15 protein-coding genes and 2 pseudogenes are annotated in these 13,816 nt (G+C 74.0%); 11 read left to right on the top strand and 6 right to left on the bottom strand.

Annotation, left to right across the window (positions count from 1 at the left end; translation table 11 throughout):
- Positions 1-8 precede the first annotated feature (8 nt).
- The 3 genes and pseudogenes from Ade02nite_RS09010 to Ade02nite_RS09000 all read right to left on the bottom strand — a co-directional run.
- Positions 9-1,424 carry an FAD-dependent oxidoreductase gene (locus tag Ade02nite_RS09010; RefSeq protein ID WP_203761093.1) on the bottom strand — a complete coding sequence of 472 codons (1,416 nt, stop codon included), beginning with the start codon at positions 1,422-1,424 and terminating at the stop codon, positions 9-11.
- Between the two features lie 41 nt (positions 1,425-1,465).
- A pseudogene (locus Ade02nite_RS09005) lies at positions 1,466-1,705 on the bottom strand (GNAT family N-acetyltransferase); the annotation flags it as partial.
- 32 nt (positions 1,706-1,737) lie between these two features.
- A pseudogene (locus Ade02nite_RS09000) lies at positions 1,738-2,004 on the bottom strand (ArsR/SmtB family transcription factor); the annotation flags it as partial.
- A gap of 129 nt (positions 2,005-2,133) precedes the next feature.
- Here Ade02nite_RS09000 and Ade02nite_RS08995 point away from each other — a divergent pair.
- The 4 genes from Ade02nite_RS08995 (at position 2,134) to Ade02nite_RS08980 (ending at position 4,594) form a co-directional block, all read left to right on the top strand.
- Entirely contained in the window at positions 2,134-2,499 is a 366-nt protein-coding gene (locus tag Ade02nite_RS08995) for an ArsR/SmtB family transcription factor (protein ID WP_239168650.1), read from the top strand.
- 262 nt (positions 2,500-2,761) lie between these two features.
- Positions 2,762-3,445 carry an arsenate reductase/protein-tyrosine-phosphatase family protein gene (locus Ade02nite_RS08990; RefSeq protein WP_203761090.1) on the top strand — a complete coding sequence of 228 codons (684 nt, stop codon included), beginning with the start codon at positions 2,762-2,764 and terminating at the stop codon, positions 3,443-3,445.
- 1 nt (position 3,446) lies between these two features.
- The gene (locus tag Ade02nite_RS08985; protein WP_203761089.1) at positions 3,447-4,190 is read left to right on the top strand and encodes an aquaporin; all 744 of its coding nucleotides are present in this window, start codon (positions 3,447-3,449) and stop codon (positions 4,188-4,190) included.
- Positions 4,187-4,594, top strand: coding sequence for an arsenate reductase ArsC (locus Ade02nite_RS08980; protein ID WP_203761088.1), 408 nt, complete (start codon positions 4,187-4,189; stop codon positions 4,592-4,594). The genes Ade02nite_RS08985 and Ade02nite_RS08980 overlap by 4 nt, the downstream gene beginning before the upstream one ends.
- 228 nt (positions 4,595-4,822) lie before the next feature.
- Here the strand turns inward: Ade02nite_RS08980 and Ade02nite_RS08975 are convergent, their stop codons facing one another.
- Positions 4,823-5,278, bottom strand: a complete 456-nt coding sequence (locus Ade02nite_RS08975; RefSeq protein WP_203761087.1) for a MarR family winged helix-turn-helix transcriptional regulator — start codon at positions 5,276-5,278, stop codon at positions 4,823-4,825.
- Positions 5,279-5,319: 41 nt separating this feature from the next.
- Between Ade02nite_RS08975 and Ade02nite_RS08970 the strand changes: the two genes are divergently transcribed.
- The 3 genes from Ade02nite_RS08970 to Ade02nite_RS08960 all read left to right on the top strand — a co-directional run bounded on the left by Ade02nite_RS08970 (position 5,320) and on the right by Ade02nite_RS08960 (position 6,608).
- Positions 5,320-5,667: a nuclear transport factor 2 family protein gene (locus tag Ade02nite_RS08970; RefSeq protein ID WP_239168649.1), complete on the top strand. Its 348-nt coding sequence runs from the start codon at positions 5,320-5,322 to the stop codon at positions 5,665-5,667.
- A gap of 192 nt (positions 5,668-5,859) precedes the next feature.
- Positions 5,860-6,117 carry a hypothetical protein gene (locus Ade02nite_RS08965; RefSeq protein ID WP_203761086.1) on the top strand — a complete coding sequence of 86 codons (258 nt, stop codon included), beginning with the start codon at positions 5,860-5,862 and terminating at the stop codon, positions 6,115-6,117.
- 68 nt (positions 6,118-6,185) lie between these two features.
- Positions 6,186-6,608: a DUF6232 family protein gene (locus Ade02nite_RS08960; RefSeq protein ID WP_203761085.1), complete on the top strand. Its 423-nt coding sequence runs from the start codon at positions 6,186-6,188 to the stop codon at positions 6,606-6,608.
- A 3-nt stretch (positions 6,609-6,611) separates the two neighbouring features.
- Here the strand turns inward: Ade02nite_RS08960 and Ade02nite_RS08955 are convergent, their stop codons facing one another.
- A complete protein-coding gene (locus Ade02nite_RS08955; RefSeq protein ID WP_203761084.1) occupies positions 6,612-7,127 on the bottom strand; it encodes a MarR family winged helix-turn-helix transcriptional regulator in 516 nt (171 codons plus the stop codon).
- Between the two features lie 19 nt (positions 7,128-7,146).
- On the opposite strand from Ade02nite_RS08955, the gene Ade02nite_RS08950 reads away from it, so the two are divergent.
- The 4 genes from Ade02nite_RS08950 to Ade02nite_RS08935 are packed head-to-tail and all read left to right on the top strand — an operon-like array spanning position 7,147 to position 11,611.
- Complete coding sequence (locus tag Ade02nite_RS08950; protein WP_203761083.1) at positions 7,147-8,136, top strand: DMT family transporter; 990 nt, start codon at positions 7,147-7,149, stop codon at positions 8,134-8,136.
- Positions 8,054-8,407: a thioredoxin family protein gene (locus Ade02nite_RS08945; RefSeq protein WP_203761082.1), complete on the top strand. Its 354-nt coding sequence runs from the start codon at positions 8,054-8,056 to the stop codon at positions 8,405-8,407. The genes Ade02nite_RS08950 and Ade02nite_RS08945 overlap by 83 nt, the downstream gene beginning before the upstream one ends.
- Before the next feature lie 31 nt (positions 8,408-8,438).
- Entirely contained in the window at positions 8,439-9,842 is a 1,404-nt protein-coding gene (locus tag Ade02nite_RS08940; RefSeq protein WP_203761081.1) for an FGGY-family carbohydrate kinase, read from the top strand.
- A gap of 29 nt (positions 9,843-9,871) precedes the next feature.
- Positions 9,872-11,611, top strand: coding sequence for an alpha-galactosidase (locus Ade02nite_RS08935; protein ID WP_203761080.1), 1,740 nt, complete (start codon positions 9,872-9,874; stop codon positions 11,609-11,611).
- On the opposite strand, the gene Ade02nite_RS08930 is transcribed toward Ade02nite_RS08935, so the two are convergent.
- The gene (locus Ade02nite_RS08930) at positions 11,590-13,815 is read right to left on the bottom strand and encodes a protein O-GlcNAcase (protein WP_203761079.1); all 2,226 of its coding nucleotides are present in this window, start codon (positions 13,813-13,815) and stop codon (positions 11,590-11,592) included. The two genes, Ade02nite_RS08935 and Ade02nite_RS08930, sit on opposite strands and share 22 nt — an antisense overlap.
- Position 13,816 lies beyond the last annotated feature (1 nt).

Genomic DNA, 13,816 nt, shown 5'->3' with positions numbered 1-13,816 from the left:
GGCGGGGGTCAGGAGCAGCAGCCGCCGGCCTGCTCGTTCGGGCTGTCGGACACGTCGATCACGGTGAGCGGGGCGCGCAGCAGGCCGCCGGTGACGCCGGTCGCGAGCCCGACGGCGACCGGCTCGCGGGTCGCGGCGGGCGTGCCGCAGCAACCGCCCCCGGCGGCGATGGTGTCGTCGCCGAGGACCGGGTTGCTGTTGCAGACGCCGGTCTCGGGCAGGTCGAGCTGGACGTCGCGGGCGGCTTCCCAGTCCCCGTCCAGGGCGGCGGCTACCGAGCGGGCCTGTTCGTAGCCGGTGGCGAGCAGGAAGGTCGGGGCGCGGCCGTAGGACTTGACGCCGATCGCGTAGTAGCCCGGCTCGGGATGGGTGAGCTCGTCAGCGCCGTGCGGCGGGACGGTGCCGCAGGAGTGTTCGTTGGGGTCGATCAGCGGTGCGAGCGCTCGGGTCGAGCCCATGATCGGGTCGAGGTCGAGGCGCAGTTCGGAGCTGATCGTGTGGTCGGGCCGGAAGCCGGTCGCCGACACGATCCGGTCCACGGTGACGCTGCGGGTGCCGTCGGACACCTCGATGCCGTCGGCCGCGGTGGTGAGGCGCCGGATGCCGAAGCCCGTGAGCAGGATGATCGCCCCGGACTCGACGTACGCGCGCAGGCGGCTGCCCAGTGCGCCGCGGGCGGGTAGGGCATCGTCGCTCTCGCCGCCGTACGTGCGCGCCGGGCTGCTCGAGCGGATGGCCCAGGTGACCGTGGTGCCCGGTTCCTGTTCGGCGAGCTCGGCGAGGGTCAGCAGGGTGTTGGCGGCCGAGTGCCCGGCGCCGGCAACCAGCGTGCGGCGGCCGGCGAACTGGGCCCGGTCGCGGCCGGCGACGTCCGGCAGCGCCCTGGTGACGTGGGCCGTGGCGGTGTCTTCGCCGTGTGCGGGGATGCCCGAGGCGCCGAGCACGTTCGGGGTTCTCCAGGTGCCGGAGGCGTCGATGACGGCGCGGGCCAGGATGTCATCGCCGTGGTGCAGGCGGATCAGGAACGGGGTGTCCGCGCGGCCTGCGGTGCGCAGCCGGTCGAGCCCCGACCGGGTGATCGCGGTGACTCGGGCGCCGTAGCGGAGGTGCGGGCGCAGGGCGGGCAGGTCGGCGAGGGGCTGGAGGTAGTCGTCGGCGAGCTGCGCGCCGGTGGGCAGCCGGTCGTCGTCGGGGCGGTTCCAGCCGGCGTCGGCGAGCAGCTTGGCGGCGGCGGTGTCGATGTTGTACCGCCAGGGCGAGAACAGCCGTACATGCCCCCATTCGCGGATCGCGGCGGCGGGACGGTCACCGGCTTCCAGGACAACGAACGGCAGGCCGCGCTCGGCGAGGTGGGCGGCGGCGGCCAGGCCGACAGGGCCGGCGCCGATGATGACGACGGGCAGGTGGTCGAGCGGGGTGGTCACGGAGGGTCTCCAGGTCAGTCGATGTTCGGGTTGCGGCGTTCGATCAACGCGGCGAGCAGCGCCCGGCCGACGCCCAGGCCGCGGGCGGCGGGGTCGACGTAGACCGAGTGCTTCACCACACCGGCGTAGACGGCGCGGCCGGAGACGGCCGAGACGGCGACCCAGCCGAGCACCGTGTCGTGCTCGTCGACCGCGACGAGGCGATGGCCGGGCAGTTTGCCGGCGTCGAAGGCCGGCCAGGCCGGGGCGGTGTGCTCGAAGCTGGCGTTCCCGCCGTCCATCCCGGCCTGGTAGATGGCCAGGACCGCGGGCGCGCGGACGGAAAACAGTCGATGCAGTTCGTGTTGATCCGGTGGTGCCGGGCGTTGCCGACGGCCTCGACCAGCACGAACCGGACCTCGGTGAGGATCTTCAAGTGCTGCGAGACGGTGGACTGCGCCAGGCCGGCCGCGGCGACGATCTCGCCCACCGGCATCGGCCGTCCCTGCCGGGCCAGGTACTCCACGATCTGGACGCGCGAGGGATCCGCGAGGGCCCGGAACCAGGACGCGTACGTTTCCGCGGTGCCCCGGTCGAGCAGCCCCCGTACCGCAAGTCACTCATCGCCGCCTCCTTGAAGATCAATCGTCGATGATTTCGACACCCATCGGATTCGATGACCGTCGAAGCGACGGTTGCACACGGTTTCGATAGATGTCAAGCTCGACGTGTGTCGAAATCAGAAGGCTCCGTCGCCGAGGCCGCCCCCACGTCGGAGCGGCAGTGCTGCCCGCCCATCGCGCAGCAGCGGGTCGATGCCGCCACCGCGGCCGACCTGGCGATCGCGTTCAAGGCGCTCGGCGACCCCGTCCGGCTCCAGCTGATGTCGATGATCGCCTCAGCGCCAGGCGGCGAGATCTGCGTCTGCGACCTCACCCCGGCCTTCGAGATCTCCGGCTCGACGATCTCGCACCACCTCAAGACCCTGCGCGAGGCCGGCCTGGTCGACGCCCGGCGACGCGCCAGCTGGGTCTACTACAGGCCCCGCCCGGCCCTGATGCGCCAACTGTCAGCCCTGCTCGACCCGGGCGCCTGATCTCGCTCCGCCTCCGCGCCGGCGCGCCGCCAACTGGCGGCGGCCTGGCCCCTGTCCGCTTCGTCTGACACCGTGCCCAGCTGTCGGGCAGCGCGACGCCCACCCGGCCCGGGGGCACAGCGCCCTCCATCGCTCGCCCCGACCGGGTCCACCGGCTGCACGCGTTCTGGGGCCAGGCGGCGCAGCGGGCCATCAGCGTCTCCCGGCCCGGCAGACGCAACGATCTTGACGCTGGCGATAAAGCTCAGCGATAATTGACTCAATGAAGGCTGATAGTTCTCTGCTGGTGCGGGCGCGGATCCATGCCGCGCTCGGCGATCCCGCCCGGCTGGCGATCGTCGACATCCTCAGCCTGGGCGATGCGTCGCCCGGCGAGATCGGCGCCGAGCTGGGCATGCCGACCAACCTGGTGGCACACCACGTCAAAGTGCTGCAAGAGGCGGGCCTGGTCACGCGGACCCGCTCGGAGGGCGACCGCCGTCGCACGTATCTGCGGCTCGAACCGCAGGCGCTGGCCATGCTCGCCGCACCTCGGTTGCCGGCCGGTGAGCGGGTGGTGTTCGTGTGCACCCGCAACTCCGCTCGCTCGCAGCTCGCGGCCGCGTTGTGGCGCGACCGGATCGGCGGGCCGGTCGCCTCGGCCGGGACCCGGCCCGCCGCCCGGGTCCATCCCCGAGCGGTCGCGGTCGCGCACCGGCACGGCCTCGCGCTCGACCCGGCCGGCACCGCGCACGTCGACGAGGTGGTTCATGCCGGAGACCTGGTCATCGCGGTCTGCGACAACGCCCACGAGGACATGACCGGCCCCGCCCGGCCGCGGCTGCACTGGTCGGTGCCCGACCCGGCCCGCCTCGACACCGACGACGCGTTCGAAACGGCCTACACCGAGCTGGCCGGGCGCATCGAGCGCATCGCACCGGCCCTCGACGGCATCGAGGCCGCCTGACATGGACCCGGTCGCCCTGCCCCGTCGGCTGCTCGCCGAGTTCCTCGGCACCGCGCTGCTGGTCACCGCCGTCGTCGGCTCCGGCATCATGGCGTCGAGGCTGTCCCCGGACGATGTCGGCCTGCAGCTGCTCGAGAACTCGATCGCGACTGCCTTCGCGCTGGGCGCGCTGATTCTGACCTTCGGCCCGATCTCCGGCGCCCACTTCAACCCGGTCGTCTCCGCCGCCGACTGGTTCCTCGGCCGCCGTACCCGCACCGGCCTGACCGCCACCGACCTGGCCGGCTACACCGTCGCCCAGATCGCGGGGGCGATCGGCGGCTCGATCCTGGCCAATCTCATGTTCGGCCTCGACGCGGTAAGCATCTCCCGCAACCAGCGCGCCGCCGGGCACCTGTGGCTCGGTGAGGTCGTCGCCACCACCGGCCTGCTCCTGCTCATCGTCGCCCTGGCCCGCTCCGGCCGCGCCTCAGCCGCCCCCGCCGCCGTGGGCGCGTACATCGGCGCCGCCTACTGGTTCACGTCGTCCACCAGCTTCGCCAACCCCGCGGTCACGATCGGCCGCGCCTTCACCGACACGTTCGCCGGCATCGCCCCGTCATCCGTGCCGGCCTACATCGCCGCCCAGCTCGCCGGCCTGCTCGCCGCAACCGGCCTGCTGCTCGTGCTGTATCCACACGCCGGCGCCGCCTCGGGCGACGTCGTCGTCCACCATCCGGCGCCCCGCTCGGAGGAGACCCGATGAAGCCCAGCGTCCTGTTCGTCTGCGTCCACAACGCCGGCCGATCCCAGATGGCCGCCGGCTGGCTGCGGCACCTCGCCGGCGACGCCGTCGATGTTCGCTCTGCCGGCTCCGAACCGGCCGACCAGATCAACCCGGCCGCCGTCGAGGCCATGCGCGAGGTCGGCATCGACATCACCGAGCAGACCCCGAAGAAGCTCGACTACGACACCGCTCAGCACTCCGACGTCATCATCACCATGGGCTGCGGTGACGCCTGTCCCGTCTTCCCCGGCAAACGCTACGAGGACTGGAAGCTCGACGACCCGGCCGGACTCGGCGTCGCCGCCGTACGCCCGATCCGTGACGAGATCAAGGCCCGCATCGAAGCGCTGCTGGCCGACCTGGTCCCGGCCGATCGTTCGTAAGAGTGGCCAAGCCCTTCGCCGAGCGCTGCCATCCTCACGCGCAGTGGCGCTCGAGTTGATGCGCCCAGTCCGCCCGTCTATCCGCATTCGCGGGCAGCGTCACCGGCGGCCATGTGGGCTTTGAATCGTGGCTGGAACGCGACCAGCTGATACTGCGATCGGGTGCACAGGCGTCGGCGCCAGACCCATCATCCGAGACGCGGTCGCCCGTTCCGCGTGTATGACGTGTCATGTATCTTCGTTGAGGTGGGCACGCAACGACTCCATGACCTCGGCCAGCGCTTCCAGCTGCGCCGCCGTCAGGGCGTCCGCGAAGAGCCTCCGCACCGCCAGCGAATGGGCCTTCGCCGCGCGCAGGAAGATCTCCCGGCCCTCCGGGGTGAGGTGGACCTCCGAGCCCCGGCTGTCCGCCCGGTGGGCCTGGCGGCGGATCAGCCCCCGGCGTTCCATGCGGCCCAGGTGGTGCGACAGGCGGCTCTGCTCCCAGCCGATCAGGTCGGCGAGCTCCGTGGAGCGGACCGGCTCGTCGCCGCGCTCGTGCAGCGTGACCAGCACCGGATAGTCGCTGCCGGACAGTCCGCTGTCGGCCGTCAGCCGGCGGTCGGAGCGGTGGCGCAGCAGCGCCGTGGTCTCGATCAAGGCGCGCCAGGCCCGCAGTTCCAGGGGGTCGAGGCTTCCGTCCACCGCCTGAAGTTAACAATCCACCAGGGAAAGGACCGCGCCAGGTGACCGTCGAGGAGCTCATGCGAGCGAACCTGCTGGACGTCTTCAACGAGCGTGACCCCGAGCGGCGGCGCGCGGCGATCGAGCGCGTCTACACCGAGGGGGTGCGGTTCTCCGATCCGGACGAGACGGTGGTCGGCTACGACGCGCTCGACGCCAAGGCGCGGAAGATCCTCGACGAGGCGCCCGGCTTCGTCTTCGCGCCGGCGGGCCCGATCAGGGTGGTGCAGGATCTCGGTTACCTGGCGTGGCACTTCGGGCCCGAGGGGCAGCCGCCCGTGGTGAGCGGCACCGACATCGCGCTCGTCGAGGGCGGCCGCATCGCGAGCGTCTACACCTTGCTCGGCTGAGGTTCGCGCCGCGCCGACGGGGTACGCCCTCCGCATGGTCCAGGTGGCGGTGGCCGGGGCGGGCATCATCGGCGCCGGGCTGTGCGCTGGACGAGCTGACCGTCGCCCAGGCGGCCGAGCGGGAGCCGCGGCTGCGGATCCCCGGCGGCGCGCACATCGTGTTCTTTCCCGCAGGGGCCTTTGTGTACGGCGATGAGGCCGTCGCCGCGTCTGCTGGAACCGCTGGGCGCCACGGTGCCGCTCGTCGACCCGGGCGCGCCGGGCTCGGCCGCGCCGTGCCTGGTGACGAGGACGGCCGGGGCGGTGCCCGTCGGCCGGGTGGTCAACGCGCCGGGGCTCAGCCTGCGGCCCGTGCGTGGCGGCGTGCAGCTGGAGGGTCCCGGTGCTCTCCGCCGGTCGCCGATCTCGATCCCTACCCGGCCCGGGCGGTTCGCCGAGTCCGTGACCTGACGGATCGGTGTCGATCAGAGGCTCGCTTTTGTACGCTGCGCGGCAGAGGCCCGGCAGGGGGAGCGGCCATGGCGAGGACCTACTACCGGGGCCCGGACGCCGTCGTCACGAGCGATCGTTTCGTGTGGCTGGCGCAGCCGGAATGCACCTTCGCGCTTCGGGAGCTGCATCGGGCCGGCGTGGTGCGGGCGGCGCCGTCGGCTTCGGCCGGGGTGCGGGCGGTCGTGGCGGCGAGCCTGGTGGCTGCGGTGGCTGCCGTGGGGGTGGCCGTGGCGGTGCGGGCCACCTGGATGTGGGCCGTGGCGGGGGCCGTCGTGGTGGTCGCCGCCGGCGTCGGCTGGGGCGGGTGGCGCAGGCGTGCGCACCGGTGGGAGATCCACGCCTCGTACCGAGGAGCCGACGTCGTCGTCTACGCCAGCGCGGACGAGCGGGTGTTCCATCAGGTGGCCCGGGCCCTCGGCCGGTCGATCGAGAGCCAGTCGGCGCGGTGAGCGTCAGGCCGGCGCCGGCGGCTCGAGCAGCGCCAGCCACCGGGTGAGGATGGCTTCGAGCTGCTCGGCGTCGGCGGGGGAGAGCTCGTCGAGCAGGCGTCGCTCGTTGCGCATGTGGTCGGTGAAGGCGCGGTCGATCAGCTCGCGGCCCGCTTCCGTGAGGGCGACGACGCGGCCCCGGCCGTCGGTGGCGCTGGGGCGGCGGGCGACCAGGCCGTCGCGTTCGAGACGGTCGAGGCGCTTGGTCATGGCGCCGGTGGTGACCATGGTGTGCGCGGCCAGTTCGCCGGGGGCGCGCTCGAAGGGCTCGCCGGAGCGGCGCAGGGTGGCGAGCACGTCGAACTCGCCCTCGCCCAGCCCGTACCGCCGGTAGACGACCTGGAGCTGCTCGGTGAGGTGGCCGGCGACCCGGTGGAGGCGGCCGATCACCCCCTGCGGGCTGACGTCGAGGTCGGGCCGCTCCCGGCTCCAGGCCCGCTGGATGCGCGCGACGTGATCGAGTTCGACGTTATCTTCCATGGAAGCTACTATACCTTCCGTGGAAGCTACTTGGCGATGGACGGTCATCACGGCGCTCGCGCCGATCACCTGGGGAACGACCTACTTCGTCACCCACCGGTTCCTGCCGGCCGACTACCCACTGTACGGTGCGGCCCTGCGCGCTCTGCCGGCCGGGCTCCTGCTGCTGCTCGTGCGCCGCAAGCTGCCCACCGGATCGTGGTGGTGGAGGTCGCTGGTGCTCGGCACGCTCACCATGGGCGCGTTCTTCGCCCTCGTCTACCTGGCCGCCCAGACCCTGCCGACCAGCATCGCCTCGACCATCATGGCCACCTCGCCGGTCGTGCTGATGCTCTTCGCCTGGGCCGCCCTCGCCGAGCGCCCACGGGCGCCCCACCTGGCCGGCGCCGTCATCGGCGTCGCCGGCGTCTGCCTGATGCTGCTCACCGGCCCGGTCGCCGTCGACGCCCGCGGCGTGCTCGCCTCGGTCTCGGCGATGGTCATGTCCTCGTTCGGCTACATCCTGGCGAAGAAGTGGAGCTCGGACGTCGACGTCTTCTCCCTGACGTCGTGGCAGCTCATCGCCGGCGGCCTGATGCTGGTCCCGGCCGCCGTGCTGCTGGAGGGCGCCCCGCCCGCCCTCGACACCCCGGCGCTGCTCGGCTTCGGCTACATCACGGTGGTGGCGACCGCGGTCGCCTTCGCCGCCTGGTTCACCGGCCTGCGCCACCTCAGCGCCGGCACGGTCGGCCTCGCCGGCCTTCTCAACCCGGTGACCGGCGTCCTGCTCGGCACGGCCGTCGCCCACGAGACGCTCTCCGTCCAGCAGATCGGCGGCCTGATCCTGGTCTTCCTCGGCGTCCTGCTGGGCCAGCCCCTGTTGCGGAATTTCCGGGCCGGTCGCGCCGTTTGGCGGATGCGCTCGCAACGAGGGGAGACAATGCGGCATGAGTACGGTGAACCTGACCAAGGAGTCGTTCCAGCAGACGGTGACCGGCGACGGGATCGTGCTGGTCGACTGGTGGGCTGAGTGGTGCGCGCCGTGCCGGAGCTTCGCGCCGGTGTTCGAGAGGGCCAGTGAGCAGCACCCGGACATGGTCTTCGCCAAGGTGGACACCGAGGCGGAGGAGCGGCTGTCGGCGATCGCCGGGATCTCGTCGATTCCGACGTTGATGGTGTTCCGGGACGGGGTCATGGTCTATTCCGAGCCGGGGGCGCTGCCGGCGGCGTCGCTCGAAAAGGTCATCACGGCCGTTGAGGAGCTCGACATGGACGAGGTGCGGGCGAAGCTCGGCGCTTGATCGGGCGGGCGGGCTCGCACAGACTGGGCCCGTGCCCACCGTGCTCGGCGTCGACATCGGGACCACCAACACCAAGGTCGCCCTGGTCGACGTGGGAGCGCGGCCGCGGGTCCGCGCGCTCGCCGCGGCGCCCACGCCCGAGCCGGGCGCGCTCAAAGGCGTGCTGCTCGATCTGATCGGGCGGGTCCTGCGGGACGAGTCGCCGGAGGCCGTCGGCATCGCCTCCATGGCCGAGACCGGCGTGCCGCTCGGCGCCGGGGGAGACCCGCGAGGGCCGTGGCTGCGCTGGAACGACCAGGGCGCGGGCGCGGCGGCCGAGGCCCTGGCGCGGCGGCTCGGGCGGGAGCGGCTGATCGGCGCGACCGGCGTGCGGCCCAGCGCCAAGGTGCCGCTGGCGAAGCTGGCGTGGCTGCGCGACCGGGGCCGCGCGGTGGATCGCTGGGCGGGCGTGGCCGACCTCGGCTGCCATCTGATGACCGGCCGGCTCGCCACCGACCACACCCTCGCCGGTCGCAGCATGGCCTACCGCCTGCCGGGCGCGGGCGAAGCGCTCGCCACGACGTTCGACGCGGAGCTGCTGGCCGAGGTGGGCCTGCACCCGCGGCAGCTGCCGGACGTGGTGGCCCCGGGCTCGGTCGCCGGCGTGGTGAGCGATCCCGCGTTCGTGGCGAGCGGCCTGCGGCACGGGACGCCGGTCGTGGTGGCGGGGCACGATCACCAGGTGGGCGCGTACGCCTGCGGGGTGCGCGAGCCGGGCGACGTGGCCGACTCGGTCGGCACCGCCGAGGCCGTCATGACGGTGGTGAGCGGAGTGCCGGATCCTGTAGCGGTGGGCCGGGCGGGCATGAGCTCCGTGGTCACGGTGGGCGGCACCCATCGTGCCGTCCTCGCCGGGTCGGCCGGCGCGGGCGCCACGGTCGCCTGGTGGCTCGACCACGAGGGCGACCACTTCGCGCGGGTGCCGCGGCTCGGCGACGCGCCGACCGGGGTGATCGTCCTGCCCTATCTCGCCGGCCGCCAGACGCCGGCGCCGGATCCGGCGGCCCGGCTGCGGGTGATCGGGCGCCGGCCGGAGCACGGTCCCGCCGAGCTGGCCAAGGCGCTGCTCGAAGGGCTCAGCCTCCAGACCCGCTGGATGCTCGCCGAGCAGGCCCGCCTGGCCGGCGAGGCCGCGGACCCGGTGGTCCATCTCTTCGGCGGTCCGGTCGCGGTCAACCCCTCGTGGGTACGGGTCAAAGCACGCGTCCTGCCCAGCGGGGTCCGCCTGGTCCGCGAGCCCGAGACGGTCGCCGTCGGCGCGGCTCTGCTGGCGGCGGTGCGAGCGGGCGGCGGGGAGGCGCCGGCGCTCGACGCCGAGCGGCTCACGGGCGGCGGCGCCGCATACGACGACATGATGGACAGGTTCGTCGCGGCGGCCGAGGGGAGAGCGGCATAAAGATCACCGAGGGCGACGGCACCTGGACCGTGACGGCCGCCGGCTATGTGCTCCAGGTGCGCGTGCCCACGCTCGAGGCGGTGCTCGCCGACCCGGACGGGCGGATCTGGTCGCGGCTGAGCCTGCTCGCCTCGGTCGACCGCGTCGACGTGCCGGACGACTCGTACGGCCGGCCGCAGGTCACCGTGCGCCGGGAACCGGTCGAGGTCGAGGTCACGATGGCGAGCGCGGCCTGGGCGTCCAAAAGCGTGGTGCTGCGCTGTCTCGAGGACCGGGTGGAGGTGCGGGCGCGGGTGCGCGGCGCGGGCGCGCTCGGCGAGGTGCGGCTGCTCGGCGGGCGGGCGACGCTGCTCGACGGCGCGTGTGGCACGTTCCGGTCGTCCATCGAGTACGCCACGGTCTTCGTGCCCACGCCCACCGAGCCGGTGCAGGTGGTGCGGCCCGCCGGCGTCGGCGCGTCGCTGGGCATCGTCGGGGACGCGTCCGCCGGGCGGCTGCACGGGGTGTTCTCGCCGCCGCCGCTGTGCTTCGTGTTCGGCCGTCCTACCGGGTGGCTCAGCGCCGCGCTGGTCGCCGACGTGGCGGCGCTGCGGTTTCCGGAGCTGCGCTACGACCCGCTGGACGGGGGCTTTCTGTTCTCCGTGGACTACGAGGGCCGTACCCGGGTCGACGGGCTCTTCGAGACGCCGGCAGTGGTGCTGCGGCGGGTGGACGACCCGTGGCAGGGGCTGACGCGCTACCGGGACGATCTCGGGGCGGCGGAGCCCGGGCGGGCCGCCTGGTGGGCCGAGCCGCTGTTCTGCGGATGGGGGGCGCAGTGCGCGGCCGCGCCGATTCCCGGGCAGCCGGGCTCGCACCCGTACCACCTGGACGAGCTCGGCCCGGCCGTGGTGCCGGCGGGTGTCGTGACGGCGTTCGAGATGTCAAGGCAGCGGCGGTACGACGAGTGGCTGGCCCGGCTCGCCGAGCACGGCGTGGTGCCGGGGACGGTGGTCGTCGACGATCGGTGGCAGCTCGCCTACGGCACCGCGGAGCCGGACGTCAGCCGCTGGCCGGACCTGCGCGCGTGGATCGCCGAGCGGCACGCGGCCGGGCAGCGGGTGCTGCTGTGGTGGAAGGCGTGGGACCCGGCGGGTCTGCCGGCCGGGGAGTGCGTGACCGATCCGGCCGGTACGCCGGTCGCCGCCGACCCGGGCAGCCCGGCCTACCGCGAGCGGCTCGCCGCGATCGTCGAACGGCTGCTCGGGCCCGGCGGCCTGGACGCGGACGGCTTCAAGATTGACTTCACCCAGCGGTCGCCGACCGGCCGGGGCCTGCTGCGGCCGGGCGCGGACCCGGGCGCGCCCTGGGGCATCGCGCTGCTGCACACCCTGCTGGCCACGATCCATCGGGCGGCGAAGCGGGCCAAGCCGGACGCGCTCGTGGTCACCCACACGCCGCATCCCGGCTTCGGCGACGTCACCGACATGATCCGGCTCAACGACATCCTCGAACGCGACCCGTCCGGCGCGGAGGTCCCGGCCGCCGGCCAACTGGCGTTCCGGCACGCGGTGGTGCGCGCCTGCCTGCCGCACCACCTGATCGACACCGACCAGTGGCCGATCGGCGACCGCGCCCAGTGGCGGGCCTACGTCGAGGCGCAGGCCCGGCTCGGGGTGCCGGCGCTCTACTACGCCGAGCGCCTCGACCGGTCCGGCGAGGAGCTGACCGCCGACGACCTGGCGCTCGTCGCGCGCACGTGGAAGGACTACCGGGAAGGGCGCCCGTAGCGGAGGGCGGCGGTGAGGATCGCCCGCGCCTCGGCGGTGAGCAGCCAGGGCGCCATGCCCTCCTCGGGAAGGAAGACGCCGGTCCGCGGCCCGGCGGCGGTGGTGCCGTCGGCGAGCCGGCTGCCGCGCGGGTAGTGGAAGAGGGCGGCGCGGTCGTCGTCGGACGGGCGGGCCACCACGTGGGCGTCCGGGCCGACCCCGGCAACGGTGATCCGGGAGCGGCCCCGGAAGACGGTGACCTCGCCGTCGAGGCCGGCGGCGAGCGGATCGGCCGGGTCGGTGACGCGGAGGCGGTCGCGCGAGAGGAGCACGGCGCTGGTCGTGGCGAGCCCGAGCGGGACGAAGCCCTGCCAGGCCACCAGCGGCGCCGGCGTGCGCGCGACGGCGGCCGTGGCGGCGGGGTCGGCCTGTCCCGTGACGACGACGAGCGCGGCCCGCATAGCCAGAACGAACGTTCTGTCTACCCCGGAGGGCTCGGCGGGTGGGTTGCCGGCGGGACACACGGCGTATCCCAAAGACTCCACCAACTCCGCGAGCACCTCGTCGCCCGCGGTGCGCTGATTGCCGGTCAGCACCAGCGCGATGGGGGAGCCGTGGGAAGCGGGCCCCTCGTCGCCCGCGGTGCGCCGATCGCCGGTCGGCACGCAAGGGGAGCCGTCCGGAGCGGGCGCCGGACCCGGCGGGGCGGTGCGGTCGAGCACGGCGCGGGCGAAGGGCGGCACGACCGACCGCAGCACGTCGGCGTAGTGCGTCTCCGCCGAGGTGAGCGCCGCGCGGGCTTCCCGCCGGCGCGCCTCCGTCGGCGCGGCCAGGAGGCGGGCCGCGGCGAGGCCGGCCTCCGCCATCGCCGCGCCCGCGTCGAGCCAGGGGCGCAACGGGGTGATCAGCCACCCCGGTTCGGCGGCGGCCCGGCAGCCCCGGGCCAGCTCTTCGAGGCGGCCGGTCATCTCGGCCAGGGCTTCCCGGCCGGCTGTCGCCACGCCCGAGTCGGTGCGGTCGAGGAGCGGCGTGCCCGAGGTCGTGCCGGCATCGGACGTGGCTGAGGTGCGGTCGAGGAGCGGCGTGCCCGAGGTCGTGCCGACATCGGACGTGGGTGAGGCGCCGTCGAGGAGCGGCGTGCCCGAGGTCGTGCCGGCATCGGACGTGGGTGAGGTGCCGCCGTGGACAGTGGCGGCAGGGTCGTGGGGCGTGCCGGATGCGGCCGCCTCGGTCATGGCGTCCCAGGAGGCGAGGGCGCGTTCGGCGGCGCGAGCCAGGGCTTTGTCCTGCACGGCGCTCGGCGGCCATGAGCTGTTGGCGCGCACGAACGGTGCCAGCGGGGCCGCGCCCGCGCCGGCGACCAGGCGCAACGCGCGTTCCGCCGACGCTTCGGGGTCGTAGCCGCCCGGGTCGGCCGCCCACGAGGCCACCGAGACCAGCGGGATGCGGGACGGCGCGGCCAGCTCCATCGGGTTGGCGAGCACGCCGGCCAGCGCCGACCCGGCCAGGTCGGTGGTGCGTCCGGTGAGCGGGCCGAGGAAGAGCCGGCTCGGGGCGAAGTCGTTGACCGGGAAGTTGTCCCACAGCACGACGCGGCGCCCGTACGACCGGGCTGCCTGATCGATCTCCTCCCGGGTCACCGTGCCGACGACCACGTCGCGGCCGGTCCAGGCGACGAGGGTGTCGGGCGGGGAGGTGCGGGCGAAGCCCCGGCGGTACGGCGTGGCGGACGTGCCCGCGTAGTCGGTCGGGCAGACCAGCAGCGGCCGGCCGGGGAAGGCGGCGGCGAACCGGGCGCAGGTCTCGCCGTGCGCGGCGCCGGAGCCCTCGGGACCGGGCCAGCGGGAGCGTTCGGCGGGGCGGGCGAGCTCGGCGGGCACGTCGTCGAAGAAGAGCGCGAACTCCTCGACGCCCGCGCCGGCGAGCTGGGCGGCCTTCGCGAGCAGGGCCCGGTGCTCGGCGTCGTCGGCGAAGCCCATGCTCAGGCCGGGGCTGATGGCGTACACGAAACGCACCCCGAGGCGGCGGCCGGTCGCGGCCAGCTCGGCGAGCCGCCTCAGCTCCGCCGCCGGATAGAGGGAGCGCCACCGGACGCGGTGATGCGGGTCGTCCTTCGGCGCGTACACGAAAGTGTCGAAACCGGCCTCGGCGGAGAACTCCAGGTGGGCGAGGCGGTCGGCGTGCGACCAGGGCGGCCCGTAGAAGCCCTCCACGGTGCCGGACATC

The organism is Paractinoplanes deccanensis (assembly GCF_016862115.1).
GTDB lineage: Bacteria > Actinomycetota > Actinomycetes > Mycobacteriales > Micromonosporaceae > Actinoplanes > Actinoplanes deccanensis.
The sequence above is the reverse complement of the archived record's forward strand: the minus strand, read 5'-3'. Positions and strand labels throughout refer to the sequence as shown.